This is a genomic window from Streptomyces sp. NPDC088197 (genome assembly GCF_044741185.1).
Classification (GTDB): Bacteria; Actinomycetota; Actinomycetes; order Streptomycetales; family Streptomycetaceae; genus Actinacidiphila.
Map to the genome: position 1 here is coordinate 206,243 of NZ_JBIUSD010000005.1, position 19,951 is coordinate 226,193.

The 19,951-nt window shown below is 69.0% G+C and carries 15 protein-coding genes; 2 read left to right on the plus strand and 13 right to left on the minus strand.

Going from position 1 to position 19,951, the window contains the following annotated elements; genetic code table 11:
* Positions 1-14 precede the first annotated feature (14 nt).
* Entirely contained in the window at positions 15-923 is a 909-nt protein-coding gene (locus tag ACIOC1_RS15315) for an NAD(P)-binding domain-containing protein (protein ID WP_355335156.1), read from the plus strand.
* Between the two features lie 40 nt (positions 924-963).
* Here the strand turns inward: ACIOC1_RS15315 and ACIOC1_RS15320 are convergent, their stop codons facing one another.
* The 8 genes from ACIOC1_RS15320 to ACIOC1_RS15355 all read right to left on the minus strand — a co-directional run bounded on the left by ACIOC1_RS15320 (position 964) and on the right by ACIOC1_RS15355 (position 11,545).
* Positions 964-1,956: a GNAT family N-acetyltransferase gene (locus ACIOC1_RS15320; protein WP_401854550.1), complete on the minus strand. Its 993-nt coding sequence runs from the start codon at positions 1,954-1,956 to the stop codon at positions 964-966.
* A gap of 251 nt (positions 1,957-2,207) precedes the next feature.
* A complete protein-coding gene (locus ACIOC1_RS15325; RefSeq protein ID WP_401854552.1) occupies positions 2,208-3,107 on the minus strand; it encodes a dihydrodipicolinate synthase family protein in 900 nt (299 codons plus the stop codon).
* Positions 3,108-3,135: 28 nt separating this feature from the next.
* Positions 3,136-4,755, minus strand: a complete 1,620-nt coding sequence (locus ACIOC1_RS15330; RefSeq protein ID WP_401854554.1) for an amidohydrolase family protein — start codon at positions 4,753-4,755, stop codon at positions 3,136-3,138.
* Entirely contained in the window at positions 4,748-6,046 is a 1,299-nt protein-coding gene (locus tag ACIOC1_RS15335; protein ID WP_401854556.1) for an NAD(P)/FAD-dependent oxidoreductase, read from the minus strand. The genes ACIOC1_RS15330 and ACIOC1_RS15335 overlap by 8 nt, the downstream gene beginning before the upstream one ends.
* 170 nt (positions 6,047-6,216) lie before the next feature.
* Complete coding sequence (locus ACIOC1_RS15340) at positions 6,217-7,992, minus strand: dipeptide ABC transporter ATP-binding protein (protein ID WP_401854558.1); 1,776 nt, start codon at positions 7,990-7,992, stop codon at positions 6,217-6,219.
* A 110-nt stretch (positions 7,993-8,102) separates the two neighbouring features.
* Positions 8,103-8,969 (minus strand): ABC transporter permease, encoded by an 867-nt coding sequence (locus tag ACIOC1_RS15345; protein WP_355335169.1) that lies wholly within the window; start codon positions 8,967-8,969, stop codon positions 8,103-8,105.
* Positions 8,966-9,979: an ABC transporter permease subunit gene (locus tag ACIOC1_RS15350; RefSeq protein ID WP_391048013.1), complete on the minus strand. Its 1,014-nt coding sequence runs from the start codon at positions 9,977-9,979 to the stop codon at positions 8,966-8,968. Before ACIOC1_RS15350 ends, ACIOC1_RS15345 begins: the two co-directional genes overlap by 4 nt.
* Positions 9,980-9,997: 18 nt before the next feature.
* A complete protein-coding gene (locus ACIOC1_RS15355) occupies positions 9,998-11,545 on the minus strand; it encodes an ABC transporter substrate-binding protein (protein WP_401854560.1) in 1,548 nt (515 codons plus the stop codon).
* Between the two features lie 320 nt (positions 11,546-11,865).
* Between ACIOC1_RS15355 and ACIOC1_RS15360 the strand changes: the two genes are divergently transcribed.
* Positions 11,866-13,506, plus strand: a complete 1,641-nt coding sequence (locus ACIOC1_RS15360) for a PucR family transcriptional regulator (RefSeq protein ID WP_401854562.1) — start codon at positions 11,866-11,868, stop codon at positions 13,504-13,506.
* A 9-nt stretch (positions 13,507-13,515) separates the two neighbouring features.
* Here ACIOC1_RS15360 and ACIOC1_RS15365 read toward each other — a convergent pair whose 3' ends face one another.
* The 5 genes from ACIOC1_RS15365 to ACIOC1_RS15385 form a co-directional block, all read right to left on the minus strand.
* Positions 13,516-14,358, minus strand: a complete 843-nt coding sequence (locus tag ACIOC1_RS15365) for a M55 family metallopeptidase (RefSeq protein WP_391048018.1) — start codon at positions 14,356-14,358, stop codon at positions 13,516-13,518.
* A gap of 75 nt (positions 14,359-14,433) precedes the next feature.
* Entirely contained in the window at positions 14,434-15,537 is a 1,104-nt protein-coding gene (locus tag ACIOC1_RS15370) for a P1 family peptidase (RefSeq protein WP_401854564.1), read from the minus strand.
* Complete coding sequence (locus ACIOC1_RS15375; protein WP_401854566.1) at positions 15,521-17,212, minus strand: CocE/NonD family hydrolase; 1,692 nt, start codon at positions 17,210-17,212, stop codon at positions 15,521-15,523. The genes ACIOC1_RS15370 and ACIOC1_RS15375 overlap by 17 nt, the downstream gene beginning before the upstream one ends.
* Positions 17,209-18,885, minus strand: a complete 1,677-nt coding sequence (locus tag ACIOC1_RS15380; protein WP_401854567.1) for a CocE/NonD family hydrolase — start codon at positions 18,883-18,885, stop codon at positions 17,209-17,211. Before ACIOC1_RS15380 ends, ACIOC1_RS15375 begins: the two co-directional genes overlap by 4 nt.
* Entirely contained in the window at positions 18,885-19,904 is a 1,020-nt protein-coding gene (locus ACIOC1_RS15385) for a 1-aminocyclopropane-1-carboxylate deaminase (RefSeq protein ID WP_355335188.1), read from the minus strand. Before ACIOC1_RS15385 ends, ACIOC1_RS15380 begins: the two co-directional genes overlap by 1 nt.
* Positions 19,905-19,951 lie beyond the last annotated feature (47 nt).

Here is a 19,951-nt window from a genome sequence, read left to right on the forward strand (position 1 = left end):
CCGAGCATGAAGAGGTGAACGAACAACAGCACGGCACCACCAGGCAACACAGCACTGTCACCGTGATCGGACTCGGCCCGATGGGCCAGGCGATGACCCGTACCCTCCTCGCCGCCGGCCACCCGGTCACCGTCTGGAACCGCACCGCCGGCCGGGCCGACGGCGTCGTCGCCGACGGAGCGGTCCTCGTACCGACACCCCGCGAGGCGGTCGAGGCAAGTGACCTCGTGATCCTCAGCCTCACCGACTACCAGGCGATGTACGACATCCTCGACAGCGCCACCGCGTCGCTCGCCGGCCGGACACTGGTCAACCTGAGCTCCGACACCCCTGACCGCTCACGCGAAGCGGCATCCTGGGCGTCGGCCCACGGCGCCACCTTCCTCACCGGTGGTGTCATGGTCCCGGCACCGATGGTCGGCACGGACGCGGCCCACGTCTACTACAGCGGCCCCACCGAGGCGATGGAGAGCCACCGGCCGACACTGGCGCTGCTCGGCGCGCCGAAGTATCTGGGCGTGGATCCGGGTCTCGCCCAGATGATGTACCAAGCCCAGCTCACGGTATTCCTCACCACCTTGTCCGCACTGATGCACGCCACCGCGATGCTGGGCACCGCGGGAATGACGGCGAAGGAAGCACTGCCGGAGTTGCTCTCCTCCGCCGACTCGATCGGCGCCATCCTCAGGGCCGGCGAAGCGACCCCCGGCACCGCGCTGGACGCCGGAGAACACCCCGGCGGCCTCAGCACGGTCACCATGATGGGCGCGACATCCGACCACATCGTCGAAACCAGCACGTCACTCGGCCTCGACCCCGCGCTCCCCCTGGCCGTCCAGGCCCACTACCGCCGCGCCATCGACAACGGCCACGGCAGCGACAACTGGACCCGCATCATCGACAGCATCCGAAAGCCGCACTGACCCCACACGGCACCGTCGTAGAGGGGTATTTGAGGGAGCATCAGTTCGTCAGCACGACCACCAGCATCGCCAGCCAGCCCAGTGAGACGAAGACGGGAAGCAGCACCATCACGAGACCGGTCGGGGACGCCTGGAGCCACCCTGATCCCGGCTCTGTCAGCCGGCGTCCCACTATCCGCTGCCCGCCGTGCCACGCCATGTGCTCTTCCAGCTCCACGACCGTGCTCTTGCGGGTCTGCAAATAGCGGCGTCCATAGCGCAGCATGACGGCGAACGCCAGCCCGGAAACGAACCCGATCACCGTGATGACCGCTCCGACGCCGCGGGCCACTTCCCTTGACTGAGCGCCCTCTTTACCGAGGGTAAACGCCAAGGTGGCCGCGAGGCCCGCGGTGATGTAGAGGAAGTTATTGAGCTTGTTCCAGTTGAGGAGGTCCTCATGCTTGTATAAGTCGACCGCGATCTCGTATTGGGTCTGCAACATCGACTCACGCGGCTTGCGCGAGACCCACACCACGCGCAGACGGCCGTCCGGCGGTCGTAACCGTGTCAGTTCCTCGAAGCCCAGCTTCCGGTGGAATTGGCTCGACGCCTCATTGAGCGGCTCGTTGACCACCGCGGCGATCACCGGGTTGGCCGTCCAGCGCTCCAGCACATGGTGGTACAGGCGTGACGCGACGCCCTGCCGCGACGCGTCACGGGCCACGCACACCTGCTTGATCACCAGGAAGCTGCCGAGCGTGGTCTTGATCCGGTGGTTCAGCCACTCGTCAGGTTCGATCTGGGCGTCGCTGTAGGCCAGGAGGAATCCCAGGACGTCGGTTCCCTTGACGGCCACGTAGAAGTGCTCGGCGCTCACCAGTCGCCTTTGGTACATCTCGTCGGTGTACTCCGACACCAGGAATCCGTCTCGGCTGGCCTCCACCGGGTCGATTCCGTCCAGATTCCTGGACTGTGCCAACGCGAAGATCATCGGGACATGCGCCGAAGTCGCCCGCACGATCTCGATCCCCGCTTGGTCAGGCGCGGTCACGCGCTCACCTCCCACTGAACAGGCGTTCACAGGGCTCCGCGGAAAGCCTGTCCTGACAGCCCGTCGGATGCAAGAGCGCATGAAGTGGCGTCATGGCGAAGCGAATTCGGCCGGTCCCGGCTCAGGACCCGGCGCAGTCGCATCCGAGGCGTCGGCTGCTGCTCCGCCGGGCACCTGTGACCGGCCCGAGGCGTTTGCGGTGCGAGACGAACACGCCGGTGGTGATGTGCGAGGTCGATGTGAAGAACCCCTCAGCGGGGCAGGTCGATCCCGGCTTCGCGCAGGAGCCGGGCGAAGGTGGTCGCGTGCTCGGGGGTGAGGGGGAGGGCCGGGAGTCGGGGGGGTCCGCTGGGGACGCCGACCAGGTCGAGGCCGGTCTTGATCGCGCTTGCGTACGGGTGCGCCTCGAGGAATTCGCAGATCGGAAAGATCTTCGTCCACTGCTTCCGCGCCTCGGCGATGTCGCCGCGGACCGCGAGGGTCTCGTAGAAGTCCGCGCACAGTTGAGGGATGACGCTCGCCGCTCCCCAGACTCCCGCCCGCGCGCCGGCGGCGATGGCGGAGAACGTGAGGGTGTCGTAGCCGTTGAGCGGCTGGATGACGTCCGCGTAGTGGTGAAGGACCGTGGCGAACTTCACCGCGTCACCCCCGGTGTCCTTGAACGACGTCACGCGGGTGCTCCGGGCGAGCTCGGCCAACCGCCCGGCCGAGATGTCCAGTCCCGTGGCGTCCGGCAGGTTGTAGAACATGATGTCGATGTCCACCGCGTCGGAGACGGCCCCGTAGTGCGCCACGACCTCCTTCCAGCCGAGAGCGCCGTAGTAGGGGGGCACGATCATGACCGCCGTCGCACCGGCGTCAGCCGCGTGCCGGGTGAGGTCGATCGTCTCGCCGGTGGTCAACGCTCCGGTGCCCACGACGACGGGCACCCGACCGTCCACAGCCTTCAGGTAGAGGTCGGCGACCTCCTTCCGCTCCGCGTTGCTGAGCGTCGTGAATTCGCCGGTGCTGCCCAAGGGCACCACGCCGTGCACGCCCGCACCGACGATGTGCTCGACCTGGCGACGGACTCCCCCGGCGTCGACGGTCGAACCGTCAGCGCGAAAGGGGGTCACCACTGCCGCGAGTATGCCGCTGAACGGCGTTGTCATCGCTCTCCTTCGTCGTTCGTCGACGGGTTCACCGGGCTCGGAAGCCGCTCGTCGTCGGCCGGGTCCCGCGTCGTAGCGCGCGCCCGCCGAGCTCGTCGGTCGGCTTTCCCCCGCGGAACGCGACGACGCCGTTGATGATCACGTGCCGCATCCCGTCGGCGTACTGGTGCGGGTGGGAGTAGGTGGCGAGGTCCCGGACCCTGTCGGGCTCGAAGATCGCGAGATCCGCGAAGGCGCCCTCGCGGATGACGCCGCGGTCGGTGAGACGCAGCGTCCGCGCGGGCAGGCTGGTCATCCGTCGGACGGCGTCCTCGATCCGCAGGACGCCGTCCCTGACGTACGGACCGAGGACGCGGGCGAAGGACCCGTAGGCCCGCGGATGCGTCGGGGTGTCGGTGTACGGCGGAGAGGCCGTCCACGCTTCGGCGTCGGAACAGACCGAGACCCATGGGCTCCGCAGGGCGAGACGGACGTTCTCCTCCGTCATCTCGAACAGCGCGATGATCATCTGCGAGTCCGCCACGACGATGTCCAGAAGCGTGTCGAGCGGATCCGCGTCACCGCGCCGCGTCGCTACCTGCGCGAGTGTCATGCCGTTCCACTCGGAGGTGTTGCCGCCCAGGAGCAGGATTCCGTCAGCGCCGCCCGCGCTCTTGTAGCAGTTGTCCCAGTCGGCGCCCGGGGCCCGGATGGCCTCCTTGACCGTTTCCCGGAAGTCCTCATGCGCGAGCTTGCCGCGCAAAGCGTCCGGGCCGCCGTCGTGGAATCGTGGGGGGACGCACGCGTCCAGGCCGGTAGCGCCCGCCTCGTACGGATAGACGTTGGCCGTGACGGCGAGGCCGCCGGCCCTGGCTTCCTCGATGCGCTGGATCGCGGAGGCCATCAGGGGCCAGTTGTCCCGGCCTGCCGCCTTCAGGTGGTAGACCTCGGCCCGCGCTCCCGACCTCTCGGCGATCCCGATGAGCTCGTCCAGGCTTTCGAGCAGGGAGTCGGACTCGTTGCGGATGTGCGAGATGTAGAGCGCGTCGTGCTCGGCGAGCACTTCCGCGAAGGCGGTCAGCTCGTCGGTCGAGGCGTACATGCCCGGGGCGTAGATGAGAGCGGAGCCCAGACCCAGCGCGCCGTCCGCCAGTTCTTCGTCGAGGAGCCGGCGGGCGGCGGCCAGCTCGTCAGGCGTCAGCGGACGGTCTTGCTGACCGGCGAAGGCCATGCGGAGGTTGTCCGCCCCGACGAAGCTCGCGACATTCGGTCCGACGCCCGCGTCGGCCATGTGGTTCAGGAAGTCGTTGATCCGCGGCCATTCATGCCGGACGTGGGTCCGCTCGGCGTAGTCCTTGGCGATGGCGCGCATCCGGCCCTCCACGGGGCCGAGCGAGTAGCCTTCGCCGAACACCTCGGTCGTGACGCCCTGGTAGAGGTCGGAGAGACCTCGGGGGTCACGCTGGAGCGACTCGTAGGCCTGGCTGAGCACGTTGATGAAGCCGGGCGCGACCAACGCGCCGGCGGCGTCCACCTCGGGCACGTCGGTGTCGGGGACCTCGCCGACGAGAACGATCCGGTCACCCCGGACCAGTACGTCCGCGCGTCTGAGCGGTGCGCCGGTGCCGTCGGCGACAAGGCCGCCGCGCACCACCAGATCACTACGCATCCCGACTCCCCTCCTGGGCCCTCATCGTCTTGCGCGTCTTCCCGCGGGCGAACCGCTGCGCCGAGAACGGCCCGGTACGACCGTCGTCCCCCGAGGCGATCGCCTCTGCGAGGTGCACTCCGGCGGCCGGTGAGATCGTCATGCCGAGCATCTGGTACCCGGTGGCGGCGAACACGTTCGAGTCCGGCGCGAGCCTGCCGATCATGGGGAGGCCGTCAGGAGCCACGGGGCGCAGGCCCGACCAGGCGGCCGACTCGTCGGTCCACGGCCCGAGGAGGGCCTGAGCCGAGCGCCGCATCGCCCTGACGCGCCGTGGGGGGATGCGGGTCGGTGAGTTGGTGAAGTCCATCGCCCCGGCGACGCGAAGCGTGCCGCCCATCGGCGAGATCGCCAGGTGCGTGTCGAGGGTCTGGATCGCCTGCCTCGGCATCCGCCCCGGCCGGACGTCGAAGCTGTAGCCCTTGCCGCCGATCACCGGAAGGGGATGGCCGATCGAGCGTGCCAGCGCGGTGGTGTTCACTCCCGCCGCGAGAACCACGTGGTCGGCCTCGTACGTACCGCGGTCCGTGCGCACCGCTCGCACCCGTCCGCCTTGCGCGTGGAGGTGCTCGACGGGCTCGTGCTCGCGGATCTCGACACCTGCGGCGACCACCTTCTCGATCAGCGCCGCCATGTAGGCGTGGGGAACGATCTGCCAGTGGTTGCCGATCAACGCTGCCGCCTGGCCTCGTGGCACCGTGGGGTCCAGGTCCTGGACCGCGCCGCCCGTCAGGACCTCTGTCGTGGCTCCCTGCCCGAACTTGGCCAGCGGCGCGATCTTCTCGATGAAGTGCTCGATGTCCGCGGGGTTCTTGGAGACGGTCAGGAGACCGGTCTTGTCGAAGTGCTCGTCGAGGCCGAGCCGTTCGATGAGTTTGAAGGACGGGTACCCGAGCGTGGACAACGCCGCCAGCCCGTCGGAGTACGACCGGTCGTTGCAGTAGCGCGCGAACGTCGCGATCCAGGGTCCGAGGCGCAGGAGGGCCGCGGGCGAGAAGTGGAGCGCGGAATCACGCCGGGTCAGGTCCTTGAGGCCGTGCATGATGATGCCGGGCTCGGGCACCGGCCCGGCCTGGGCGGGGCATATCCAGCCCGCGTTGCCCCAGGACGCGCCGGCCGCCGCGGCACCGGCGTCGAGCACCGTCACGCGCATTCCGACCTCGGTCAGCGCCCAAGCCGTCCACAAGCCGGCGGCGCCGGCGCCAACGACCACGCAATGCTCGCCATTCACCACTATCGGCAGCCCTTCCACTCGTGTGCGTCAGTTGCTCAAGGAGGGACTTTGCCAAGGCTTCCGGACGCGTTGTTCGTTCATTCGGACCAGAAAGCCGGATGATCATGTCGGCCCGGACAGACGGGCCGGGCGCGGCGCGCCGCGGCGAACCGGCGGATTTCGCCGCGGATCGCGCGCGTATCGGTCGGTCAGACCTCGGTCGACACGGGTGCGTCGATCCAGTCGGCGTCCGACCGGGGGATCGACCGCAGCAGTTTGATCGTGTACGGATCGGTCGGATGGTCCAGGATCTGGTCCACCGGACCGGATTCGACGAGCCGTCCGCGGTACATGATGCAGACGCGCTCGGTGATCTGCCGCAGCATCGAGAGGTCGTGCGTGATGAAGACGAAACCGACTCCGCGTTCGCGCTGGAGCGTCGCGAAGAGGTTGATGATCTGGGCTCGCACCGAGACGTCCAGGGCGGAGACGGGTTCGTCGCAGACCAGGAGCCGTGGGTTGACGGCTAGGGCCCTGGCGATCGCGACGCGCTGACGCTCTCCGCCGGAGAGGGCCGACGGCCTGCGTTGCGCGTACGAGGCCGGAAGACCGACCGTCTTCAACAGGTCGGCCACCGCGCCCGGAGCGTGCTTGGTGGCGCTCTCGTGCGACCTGATCGCCTCGGACAGTGCCGAGCCGATGCTCCGCATCGGGTTGAGGCTCGCGTAGGGGTCCTGGAAGACCATCTGCACGGTTCCGCGAAGGCGACGGAGATCCGCCGCGCTCAGCCGCGACCAGTCGTGCGCGGGAATGCCGTCGATCATGATGTCGCCGCTGGTGCACCGCTCGAGTCCCAGCAGCGTGCGAGCGAGGGTGGTCTTGCCGGAACCGGACTCCCCGACGACGGCGACGCTCTCCCCCTGGTTCACCTGTAGCGACACCCCGGCGAGCGCGTGGACGGTGCGCTGCCCGACGCGGAACTCCTTGCGCAGGTCCCGGATGTCGATCAGCGGCCGCTCCGCCCGTACGTCTCGCACCGGAGCTTCCACGACGTCGATCCTGGCCCGCTTCGCCGCCATGTCGGGACTGATCTCCGGCAGGCGGACACAGGCCGAATACCGCAGGTCGGCGACCTCGATCAGTGGCGGCGGTCCCTGGCGGCACTGGTCCGTGACCCACTCGCACCGGGTGGCGAAGGCACAGCAGCCCGTGGTCTCCCGGGCCTTGGGGACCGACCCCGGGATGGAGGGGAGTTCGGCGACCCGACGGTCGACAGACGGTTCGGCCAGCAACAGGCCCTGGGTATAGGGGTGCAGCGGCTTGGCCTCCAGGTCGGAGCCGGGCGCGACCTCGATGAGCGATCCGCCGTACATCACGTAGACGCGGTCGCACATCGCGAAGGCCACCCGCAGATCGTGCGTGATCAGTACGACGCTCATTCCGCGCGACTTCTGGACACCGCGCAGGAGGGTGAGCATCTCCTTCTGGGTCGTGACGTCCAGAGCCGTCGTCGGTTCGTCCGCGATCAGGATCTTCGGGTCGCGGGCGAGCGACGCGGCCACAGCGACGCGCTGACGCATGCCTCCGGAGAGCTGGAACGGGTACCGATCCGCTACCGAGGGGTCGGTGAGTCCGACCTCGGCGAGCCGGCGGTTGACCTCCGCCCTGCGTTCGGACCGCGGCGGGCGCCGACGGCCCTCCCAGATCAGCGACTCCTCGATGATGCGCCCGCAGCGGAACACGGGGTTGAGCATCGTGAACGGGTCCTGGAGTACGAGCCCGATTTCCCGTCCTCTGACGTGACTCCACTCGCGTTCCGACAGCTCCAGCAGATTGCGGCCGTCGTACTCGACCTCGCCGCGCGCGACGAGCGATCCGGGCAGGAGACCCATGATGGCGCGGGCGGTCATGGTCTTGCCGCTTCCGGACTCGCCCACGATCCCGATCGTCTCTCCCGCGGACAGGTCGAGTCCGAACGACGTCACGATCGGGTGGGTACCGTCGGGACCGACCGCGTCAACGCCGAGGGCGCGCACTTTCAGGACCGTGTCCGAGGTCATCCCTCGCGTCACGCGGTCCGACTGTTCGGGGGCCATTACTTGCTTCCTCCACGACTCGAGAGCGCCTCGTACATCCAGTCGCCGATGATGTTCATCGAGATCGCCGTCGCCACGATCATGACGCCGGGCCCGAGCGCCGCCGCGGGGTTCTCGAACAGCAGGCTGGTTCCGTCCTTGAGCATGAGGCCCCAGTCCGGCGAACCGGCGTCGACCCCGAATCCGAGGAACGACAGTCCTGAGAGCGTCACGATGGCGCCGGCGAAGGTCAGGAACGCGTTGGCGACGGCGGTCGCGGAGACGTTGGGCCAGATGTGGAAGAGCATGATCCGTCGGTTCGACAGGCCCAGCGCACGCGCGGCTTCCACGTAGGGCAGGAGCGCCTGCTCCAGTGTCGCGCCTCGGATGACGCGTGTGTCGAAGGGGATCGTCAGCACGAGAAGGAGCGCCACCGCCATCCAATAGCCGCCGCCGAACGCACCGGCGACAACCACGATGACGAGAAGTCCGGGGAGCGCCCACATGAAGTCGACCCAGCGCATGACGACCGCGTCGACGGCACCTCTCTTGTAACCGCTCCACAGACCCAGCAGGTTGCCGATCAGCATGGAGCCGACGGTGATGACCAGCGGGCCGATGAACGCGGTGCGTGTTCCGGCGATGAGTCTGGAGAAGACGTCCCGGCCGAGTTCGTCCGTGCCGAGCCAGTGCCCGGCGCTGGGCGAGGCGAGGACGTCCGAGACGTTCTGGGCGCCGGGGTCCTGGGGGGCCAGGACCGATCCGAGGACGGTCATGACGACGACCCCGACCACGATCACCAGGCAGGCCAGTACGGTCCAGGACGGGCGCGCCGAGCGGCGTGTGGGCCTGGCGGGATCTTCGAGCTGCGGGACTGCGGCACTCATGCGGTCGGCCTTCCGTGCCTGATGCGTGGATCCGCGGCCAGGTAGAGCATGTCTGCCGCCAGGTTCGCGAACATGATCAGCGCGGCCACCAGCAGCGCGATGGCCTGGAGTGTGGGGAGGTCCTGGCTCGACGCGGACCGCACGAGCAGGTCGCCGATCCCCGGGATCGAGAAGGTGACCTCGACGAGGACCGCTCCGGTGGCCAAGGACGCGAGCAGGGGCACGCTGACGGTGATCACGGGGATCATGCCGTTGCGCAGCGCGTAGAACAGGAACACCCGGCGGGACGACATCCCGCGTGCCCGGGCGAAGGTCACGTAGTCCTGGTCGAGCACCTTGATCATCACGGCCCGCGTGTGTTTGACGATGAGCGCGACGCCGGAGATCGCGAGCGCGAGCGCCGGAAGGGTCAGGTGCCACAGTTTGTCGACGAAACCGCTGCCGGCCCCGAAGACCGGGAACCATCCGAAAAGGACCCCGAACACGTAGAGCAGGGCCACGGCGCCCACGAAGACCGGTGTGCTGAATCCGACGATCACCGACGCCACGATCCCGCGGTCGACGAACGTCGACTTCTTCACCGCCGCGGCCAGCCCCAGGGGGATTCCGATGAGCATGGTCAGCAGATAGGCCACGCCCGCGAGGAGCAGGGAATTCGGCAGCCGCGCCTTGATCTCGTCCGTGACCGGAAGCGTCGAGACCGACGAGTTTCCGAAATCGAACCGGACGGCGTCCTTCAACCAGATCCAGTACTGGGTGAGGAACGGGTCGTTCAGGTGGTACTGCTGCCGGAGCAGCTCCTCTGTCTCAGGAGTCCGCCTCCGGGTGCCGAGCAGATTGCTCACGGCGTCGCCGGGCGTGATGTACAGCAGAGAGAAGATGACGAACGAGATCAGGACCAGCATCGCGGCGCACACCAGGACCCGACTCAGCACTAGGAAGAAAATTGCTCGTGTTTGCATCGTTGCCTTTTTCTCGTTGGGGCTCGCGGCCCACGCGGCCGGCGTCACCGCGGCCGCGTGGCACCGTCACGACGCGGGCTTGACCTGCGCCACCCACGCGGCCGGACCGTAGGCCGAGGAGAACGGGTTCAGCTCGGGCCACGTGAAGCTGTCCGACAGCGCCAGGACGTTCTCACCGAGGTAGAGCGGGATGTAGGGAACGTCCTGCGCGGCGAGCTTGTCCAGGGCGGAGTACGCCTGGAACCGTCCCGCCCGGTCGGCCGTGGAGATCCCCGCGTTGACCAGCTTGTCGGCCTCCGGATTGCTGTACGCGGCGTAGTTCGCGTAGGCGATGTCCGCCTGCGAGCTGTCGAGGAGATAGCTGGCCGTGGTGTTCGGCTCCTCCGAGCAGTCAAGTCGCTGGATCGTGAGCTGGATCTTCTTCTTGGCCGCTCCTTCGCCGACGCGCTGGGTGTACTGGGCCTCGGAGAGGACCTTGACGTCCAGCTCGATGCCGGCCTTCGCCACCATTCCGGCGATGGCCTGAGCGATCTTGGGGCGGATTCCGTCGTCGGGAACCTCGAAGGTTCCCTTGACGCTGCCCGGGTGGCTCGACTTCGCGATCTCTTCCTTCGCCTTGGACACATCGAACGCGTAGGGCGGGAGCGAGCCGATCATGGTGTCGATGTCCGCTTTGTCGGCCACCTTGGCCAGGACCTGGGCCGGGAACAGGCTGTCGTAGGTGACGGCGCCGTCGCCTTCGGCGGCGGCGAGGCCCTTGCGGTCCAACGCGTAGGCGAAGGCGCGCCGGACGTGCACGTCGTCCCACGGGGCGACCTGGGTGTTCAGTGACATGAACGTCTGCTTGCACCCGGGGACCTTCACCAGTTTCGCCTTGGAGCTGGCGGCGAAGGCTCGCGGGTCCGCGAGCGGGTACGCGGCGTCGAGCTGGCCGGACCGGTAGGCGAGCGCGGCGCTCGTCACGGTCTTGAAGGGCTTGACCGACACCCTCTGGATCGCCGGCTTGCCTCCCCACCAGTCCGGGTTGGCGGTGAGGTCCGCGCCTTCGGTCGGGTTCAGCCGGTCGAGCCGGTACGGCCCGGTCGCCATGGTCAGCGTGCCCGGCTTGCCGAAGTCGGCCTTGTGCTCGTCGTAGAACTTCTTCTGGAAGATGCTCGCTCCCACGCTGGCGAGGAGCGACAGGACGCTGGAATCAGCCTGCTTGAGCGTGACGACGACGGTGTTCGCGTCCCTGGCGGTCACGTCCTTCACGTTCACGAACAGCGACTCGTACGGGGACGGCGCCAGGCGCTCGTAGTCCAGCGAGGCGACCACGTCAGCGGACGTCATCCCGGTGCCGTCCCAGAACGTGACGCCCTTGCGCAGGTGGAAGATGTACGTGCGCGGGTCCGGGGTGTCCCACGACTCCGCGAGCCCCGGGGCCAGCTGGCCCTTCGGGTCGGCGGTGAGCAGGGCGTCGTAGACCGTGGCGAGAAGGTTGTTGCCCGAGGTCAGCGTGAGCGGGTCGATGCTGTCGAGGCTGTCCGCGACGATGCCCCACCGCAGGAGGTCCGCCCTGCCGCCGGTCGCTCCCGGCTTCTCGGCGCCGTTGCAGGCAGCCAGTAGCGCTGCCAAGCAGACAACGGTGGCGCTGACCGCCACGAGTCTGATGGACCGTTTACGCTTCATGACCCGTCCTCCTCGGGCCAGAGGTCCAGCCCCCAGCCGGTTGTGTGCCGCCCGTGTGATCAGGCTCACGGGTTTGGATGAGGCTATGGCCGTCGAACGGCGCGGACCTGGTGACGATCCGCCCAATTTTCCGCCTGGAATCGTTCAATGTAACGAAGGCGCACAACGGCCCGGCCACGCCTCGGTTTCAGTCAACGAACGGAGGCCGCGCGTTCGTTCGTTCTTCCCAAGACGCGCGGCGGAGCGTCCCGTAGACTCAGGCGGATATGAGCGAGACGTCCAAACCGCAGCGTGCGAGCTTGTCGAGGATCCTCAATGACCTCGGCGGTACGTTCCTCGACGTGGTCGTCGCCGACGTGAGTGCCCACGAGCAGGTCGGGGCCGTCGTCGTCCACGACCACGGACAGAACCACACGCTCCTGCCCAAGGCGCTGGTCCTCGGCATCGGGGTGTACGGCGCGTCCGACATCGCGGAGCTGCTGCGCGTTCTCGGGACACAGAGCGCCGCGGCCCTGATCGTGCGGGCGCCCGTGGACCGCGAGCCAGAGGTGCTCAACGCCGCCCGCGACGCGGGCGTCGCCCTGCTCGCGCTGGCGGAGAACGCGGACTGGCTTCAGCTCGCGGACATGCTCCGGACCATCGTGGCCCAGGACGATGTCGGGGACGAGGTGACGAGCACCCTGGGCGGTGTCGCCGCGGGCGACCTCTTCGCCCTCGCCAACGCCGTGGCGGCACTGATCGACGCGCCGGTCACCATCGAGGACCGCCGGTACCGCGTGCTGGCGTTCTCGGGACGGCAGGACGAGGCCGACGCCGCTCGCATCCGGACCATCCTCGACCGCCAGGTGCCCGAGGTCTACCTCCGCGAGGACGAGGACCGGGGGGTGTTCAAGGCCCTCTACCAAACGGAGGAGCCGCTGTACATCGAGGCATCCAAGATCAGCGAGAACGAGATCCCGCGCCTGGCCATCGCGGTGCGTGCCGGTGACGAGATCCTGGGATCGATCTGGGCGGCGGTCACCGGACCGCCGTCCACCGAGCGGTCGCAGGCCCTGGCCGACGCCGCGAAGCTCGTCGCCCTCCACCTGCTGCGCCGACGAGCCGGAGCCGACGTCGACCACCGCCTGCGCTCCGACCTGGTGGCCACCGCCCTCGAAGGCGGGCCCAAAGCCGCGCACGCGCTCGGCCGCCTCGGGCTGCTCGGGAAGACCGTCAATGTCGTCGCCATGGACATCGTCGACCACGGCGACAGACAGACCGATCCCTCCCGGCAGGCGAGGGAACGCCAGCAGTTGGCGGACGCGTTCGCGATGCACCTCACCTCGGTCGCGCCGCGGTCGGCGACGGCCCTGCTCGGCGACGTGTCGTACGGGCTGGTCTCGCTCACCGGGGACGCCGACCAGAACGAGCAGCGCGCCAAGCGGCTCGCGGCCGACTTCCTGAAGCGGACGGGGACGCGGGTGCCGGCCGTCATCGGCATCGGCACCGCGATCAGCGACCCGATGCGCTTGAACGAGTCGCGGGCGCGGGCCGACCGTGCGCTGCGCGTACTGCGTACGCGAGGGACGGCGGGCACCGCGGCCACGATGTCAGAGGTGCACATAGACGCGCTGGTGCTGGAGCTCCAGGACTTGTCCTTGGCACGCCATGACCCGGTGACCGGCCCCTTGAGCCTGATCCTCGAGTACGACGAGCGGCGCAACGGCAGCCTCCTGGCAACTCTCAAGTGCTGGCTGAACGCCTTCGGCGACATCCACGCCGCCGCGGCCTCGGCCGGTGTGCACCACAACACGTTCCGCTACCGGCTCAAGCGGCTCAGCGAGGTCGGGAAGATCGACCTGGAGAACCCGGACGAGAGATTCGCGTTGATGCTCCAGATGCGTCTGATGAACCCCGCCGTCGAGTGATTCGCCGCGTCACGGCGAAGCGGTCGCCTGAGTGGCGACCACGTGCGCGGCCAGTGCTCCGGCGACGCTGACGAAGTCGTAGATCTCATCCACGGTGGCGCACCGGATCCGCACGGTGTACTCCGACGAGCGCTCGGCCGTCGGAATCATGGCGACGAGATCAGCGCTCGTCGACAGCTTCAGGTCGATCTCCACCACCAGGTCGTGAGGGACGACCGGCGGCCGGATCGACGAATCCGCCACGGCTCGCGCCGCGCCTTCCCGGATGTGCGCCCTGGCGGTGGCCGGGGAGAGGGCGTCGGCCGAGTTGTAGGAGAGGTAGCGCTTGACCTCGACGCGGTGGACCGCCTCGACTCCGGCGAGACCGGCCGAACAGGTCCGGTCGTCTCCGGTGATGAGCTTCACCGGGACTCCGAACCGGCCAGCGTAGAGGGCGTTGACGTCTGCCTCGGACGCGGCCCGACCGTTGAGCCGGAGTTCCGACCAGAATCCGGTGAACGTGTGTGAGAGCACTCCGGGTGTTCCCGCGGCCGCGTGGTAGCCGATGAAGAGGGCCGCGTCGAAGTCGCCGTGCAGGCCGTGCACCATGCCGCAGGTACGGGGGCTGCCGTTGACGAGACGTGCACGCGGGTCCAGCAGGGCGGGCAGGATGTTGTCCATCGGCCCGTGGCTGTCCGCCACCACCACGTGAGTGGCTCCCGCGTCGAACGCCCCCGCCACAGCGGCGTTGGCCTCCTCGGTCATGAGCTCCTGGCCGCGTGCGTAGGTCCGGTGCCCGGGGACGGTGTTGTGCAGCCGCGAAACACCCGCGACTCCCTCCATGTCCACGCTGATGTAGACAGAACCGGCCATGGGACCGTCCCTTCTTCCTTGGTCTGATCCGGCCGTTCACCGGGTGGTTGCCAGCCGAACCGGGGGCGGCTTGCCTCAGGTCGCCGATGAGAAGGCCGCGAGGAGTGCGTCCGGCTCGAGCCCGTACGCCGTGAAACCGCGCACACCGGTCATCGTGGGAGCGGCGAGCATCGCGTTGATGATCGACTCCTCGGTGGCCTCGACGACGGCGCGGAACAGGTCGTCCAAGGCTTGGTGCGGAACCGCGGAATGGGGCGCCACCAGCGGGTGACCGCCCGCGTAGCCCTCGGTGGGCACGTTCTGCGGCGCCGTGGAGAAGGCGAGCATGATGTCACCGCTCGAGTCCTGGATGCCGCCGCCGACCCGGCCGATGCCGATGCTCGCCCTGGTGGCCAGCCGACGGCACTGGCCGGGCAGCAGCGGAGCGTCCGTCGCCACGATCACGATGATCGATCCGGAGCCGGGCGGCATGGGCGGGTCTCCGCCCGGCTGGGTCCGGGCCGGCAGCGGGACGTGTGCCAGGCGCGCGTCACGGCCCACGGGCCGGCCGTCGACCCTGAAGTCGGGGCGGGTCCCGTGGTTCGCCTGGACGAGCACGCCCACGGTCCAGCCGCCCGCGGACGCGTCGAGACGACGCGACGCCGTTCCGATCCCGCCCTTGAATCCGTGGCAGACCATGCCGGTTCCCCCTCCGACACTCCCCTCCTCGACGTCGGCGGACGCCGACTCGTAGGCCGCTCGGACGTGTTCGCCGGTGACGAACTGGGCGTTCCCGCTGTTGAAGGCGAGGTCCGCGGTCTCGCCCACCACCGGCAGGGAGAAGGCGTTGCGGAAGGTGTCGTGCGCCGTCTCGATCGCGACCAGGCTGTCCCTGACGACGCCGACGCTGTGGGTGCCCGTGAGGGCCAGGTCGGTCGTGAGCAGACCGCTCTCGCGAACCCACTCGAGACCTGTCATCTCACCGTTGCCGTTGAGCGTGGCGCAGCCCGCGAACAACGGATGTGTCCTGACGTGTCCCGGCCGTGGACGGATCACGGTCACGCCGGTACGGGCGATGACGTCGTCGTCGCGGATGACGGTGGCGTGACCGACGGTGACGCCGGAGACGTCGCTGATGGCGTTGCGGGGTCCTGAGGGAAGAATCCCGATCTCGATGCCGAGGTCACGGAGCCTGGTCATGGTTCTCCATTCGGTGGAGGGGGAGCTCGATCCTGCTGGGCAGGCGGGGCCCGTGGAAGACGGAGTGCGTACCGCGTTCGGCCTCCGTCGCACCGAGGTAGTCGGCGGAGCCGAGGTTGATCGCGTAGAGCGGGAAGAGACTGGAGGTCACCACGAGGCGCAGGGCGTGCCCCGGCTGGAGCTCGTGCGCCACGTCCGTCATCGCGATCCTGTAGCCGACCGGCACACCTGTCCGGAACGCGGGCACCGATCCCGCGCGCACGACCCCGTGTGCCAGGTGAACCGTTCTCGTCTCGCCCGGGAACACGTCCTCGAGGGACACCATCCAGTCCGCGTCATCGCGATCGGTCCCGGCGAACAGATGGACCACCGGCGTGCCCCGGACGAGTGTGGGAACGTCGACGGTCGCCGCCGTGTACGTGAGCGTGTCGTCGCGGCTGGTCGCGAACGATGTCTCAAGGGTGAATCCCGCTGGGCCGGTCCGTGAGAAGGACCCGTGATCCGGCTGCCACGGAACGGGATTCCCGGGATCGTGGACGAAGTGATCGGCCGCCTCGCGGGGTGTCGCGTCGCGCGTCAGTCGTCCGTCCCCGATCCGGGTGTTCGCCCGCCCTTCGGAGGTCAGCCACAAGGTCTCGACCTCGTCGGCCACCGGCCACCGGTCGAGGTCTTCCCAGGCGTTGCGGCCCGTGACGAAGACGCGCACGGGGGCGGGAGCCCAGGACGACGGGTCGTCCCGCAGGTGGTGGTCGAACCACTCGAGGAGCAATTCGTCGGGGTCGACGACGGAACGGGGCCCCCATTCGACCCCGCCGACGACGCTCACCGGTCTCCGGGTTCCGGCTGAGTCCCACGGGCCGATGACCAGCGAGTGCTCCCCTCCGGCGGAGGAGACGGTCTCCCAGTGCGCCATCGTGGCGCCCAGCCCGTTGTCCCACCGGCCGGAGACCAGGAGGGTCGGCGCGCTCGCATTCGTCCCGCCGCCCACAGCCAGGCTGCTCCAGTACGGGTCCTGGGGGTCGAGGTGGGCGAGCCAGTCGGGCCACGGCGCGTCCGGTCTGCCCAGCGCTTCGTGCATACCGGCCAGCGGCCTGCTGCTGAAGACCGACTTCCAGGGCGGCGCGTCGACGGGCCCTCGCACCCGGCCACCGACGAGGTGCATCCAGAACAGCCAGTCCAGTCGCACGGCACCGCCCCGCGACGGCAGGCCCTCGGCCGCCGCGAACGGGGACCACACGGCGAGCGCGTCCACCGGAGCGGCCGACGCGGCGGCGAGCGCCGCGAACCCGGCGTAGCCCGCGCCGAAGCAGCCGAGGCGGCCGTTGGACCCGGGAAGGTCACGGGCCCACGTGACGATGTCCGCGCCGTCTGCGGCCTCGTGGAGGAACGGCTCGAAATCCCCGTCCGAGTCACCCCGGCCGCGCACGTCACCCGCGACCACGATGTATCCGCGCGCGGCCAGGAGCTTGAAGCGGTCCGAGGGGACCTGCGGCGCCGTGCTCGCAGGAGGCTTCTGGTCCGCGCGGTTGTTGTCGTAGGGCGTGCGGGTGACGAGGACCGAGTGATCACCGGGGGCAGGCGGCATGTAGACGTCGACGGACAGGTCGACCCCGTCCCTCGCCCCGACCCGTACGTCGAAGCGGGAGCGCACACGGGAGACATCGGTGAACCTCATACCGCTCCCCCGCTGTTCTCGACGGGCAGGACGAGCCGCGAGGGGTGCTCGGGGCCGTGGTGAACGGTCACGCTCACCACGCGTGAATCCACGGCGTCGGCCCAGGGCTCCCCGGTGCCGAGGTTGCGGGAGAAGGCGGGGAACGCGCCTGCGGTCACCGCGAGCGCGATGCGGTGCCCCGGCAGGAAGGTGTGGTGGAGCCAGACCAGCGGGATGCGCAGCCCGACGATCTCCCCGGGGCTGACGGGCGGTGAGCCGGGCCCGGACCGCATCGAGATCCGCTGTAGCCCGCACGACCCGAGTTCGCTGCCGACGAGCATCATCCGGCCGTCGGGATGGACGTCGAGCAGCAGGACGCTCAGGTCCGCGTCGGGCGCGTCCAGCGAGACGAAGACGTCCAGCTCGGCCTGGCCGCTCACGTGGACGGGCTCGTCCAGGGCCGGACCCGGGTAGACGAGGACGTCGGGGCGGCGCAGCAGGTAGCGATGGTCGTGGGGCGGGTCGCTCCAGGCGAACAGGTCGAGGTTGGTGAAGTCCCTGGCCGGGTTCTCCGGGTCGAAGACGTACGTGTCGCGGGCGGCTTTCTCCGGAGTCCGCGTGAGTCGGCCGTTTCCGCTCAGTGTGCGGGCGTCGCCGCCGCTGGCCAGGTACCAACTCGTCGGCTCGACCGCGCTGGACGGCCACTCGTCCAGGTCTTCCCACCGCATCGTCCCGGTCCGGAAGACCCGGCACGGGTGGGCATCAGCGGGTTCGTCGTCGTCCCTGAGGTGCCGTGCGAGGAAGCGCTCGACGTGTCCGACGGTATCCATGACCGACCGGGAGACATCCAGTCCTCCCAGCACCGGGCTCGGCGACCGGTTCCCTCCGTGGTCCCAGGCTCCGATCAGGAGCTGGGCCCTGGCACCCGCGGGCGACCGCGCCAGCCGGGCCCACGTCGCCATCGTGGTCTGGTCGTCCCACCAGCCGACGGTGACGAGCACGGGCAGGTCGAGGTTCGCCCAGTCGTCGTCGCTGAGCACGAACGCCTCGCCGAGGTAGTCGATCTGCCCGTCCACGTACTTCGGCCACCACCGTCCACCGGTGCCGACCTGCTCGTGGAGGGTGCGCAGCGGCAGGTGCCTGATGTTGTGCCCCCACGAGGGAGCGCCGTAGTGCTGTTGGGTACGTCCGGTCACCTGGTGGAACCACCAGCTCCAGTAGAGGTGCGGGACACCGGTGTTGAAGCTCGGCCGCGGGCCGAGGCCGGCGACTCCAATGGCCATCGGCGCGATGCACCGCAGGTGCGGCGGCCGGGCCCGAGCGGTCCACCACTGGGTGAGACCTTCGTAGCTGAGCCCGACCATGCCGACCCGGCCCGTGCACCAGGTCTGGTCGGCGACCCACTCGATGCTGTCGTAGCCGTCGTCGCTGTCCTGGACGAAGGGCTGGAAGTCACCGCCGGAGTCGCCGCGTCCGCGCATGTCGATCATGACGTAGGCGTAACCGGCGGCGACGAGCCGCCGCATCCAGATTCCCGGCTTGCGGTTGTACGGGGTTCGTGTCACCACGGCCGGGAACGGGCCGTCACCGGCCGGGACCATGATGTCGGCGGCCAGCTCGACGCCGTCGCGCATCGGGATCCGGCAGTTCCACAGGGCTCGGACCTCTCTCGTGCTCCCCCTCAGCGCGGGCATCAGAACGCCTTGGCGTACGCGTTCAGTGCCTGCTGGCCGCCGAGATGCGCGTACAGCACGTTCGAGTCCTTCGGGATGTCGCCGTCGCGGATCAGGTCGATGAGGCCCGCCATCGACTTGCCTTCGTAGACGGGGTCGATGATGATCCCCTCCGTCTTGCCGGTGAGGCGGATCGCGTCGAGGGTCGACCGCACCGGGACCCCGTACTCGTCTCCGGCCCAGCCGGGGAGCACGGTGATCTCGTCGTCCCGCAGGTCACGCCTCAGCCCGATGAGATCCGCGGTGTTCCGGGCGATCCGACCGACCTGGTCGACCGTCTTGTCGAGGGTGGCCGAGGCGTCGATGCCGATGACCCGGCGGGGTCGGCCGCCCGCGTCTTCGAGTGCCGCGAAGCCCGCGATCATGCCCGCGTGGGTCGAACCGGTGACGGTGCAGACCACGACGGTGTCGAAGAAGGTGTCGAGCTCCTGCTCCTGCCGGGCCACCTCGTACGCCCAGTTGGCGAAGCCGAGACCGCCGAGGCGGTGGTCGGACGCGCCGGCGGGGATGCCGTAGGGCTTGCCGCCGCGCTTCTCCACGTCGTCGAGGGCCTGCCGCCACGAGTCACGGAAGCCGATGTCGAAACCGGCGGGGTCGAGTCGTACCTCTGCTCCCATCACCCGGCTGAGCAGGATGTTGCCGACTTCGGTGCTCAACGGATCGGTCCAGGAAGGCACCCAGTTCTCCTGGACCAGGACGCACTCCAGCCCGAGGTGGGCGGCGACCGCGGCGACCTGCCGGGTGTGGTTGGACTGGTGGCCCCCGATCGACACCAGCGTGTCGGCCCCTTGGGCCAGCACGTCGGGAATGAGGTACTCCAGTTTGCGGGTCTTGTTACCGCCGTAGGCCAGCCCGGAGTTGCAGTCCTCCCGCTTCATCCAGATCGAGGCACCGCCGAGGTGGGCGCTCAGACGTGGGAGCGGGTGCACCGGACTGGGGCCGAAGGTGAGCGGGTGGCGGGCGAAGTCCTCGATGGACACAGCGCGTTCTCCTTCGCGGATTGGCGATCGACGACGAGGCCGTCAAG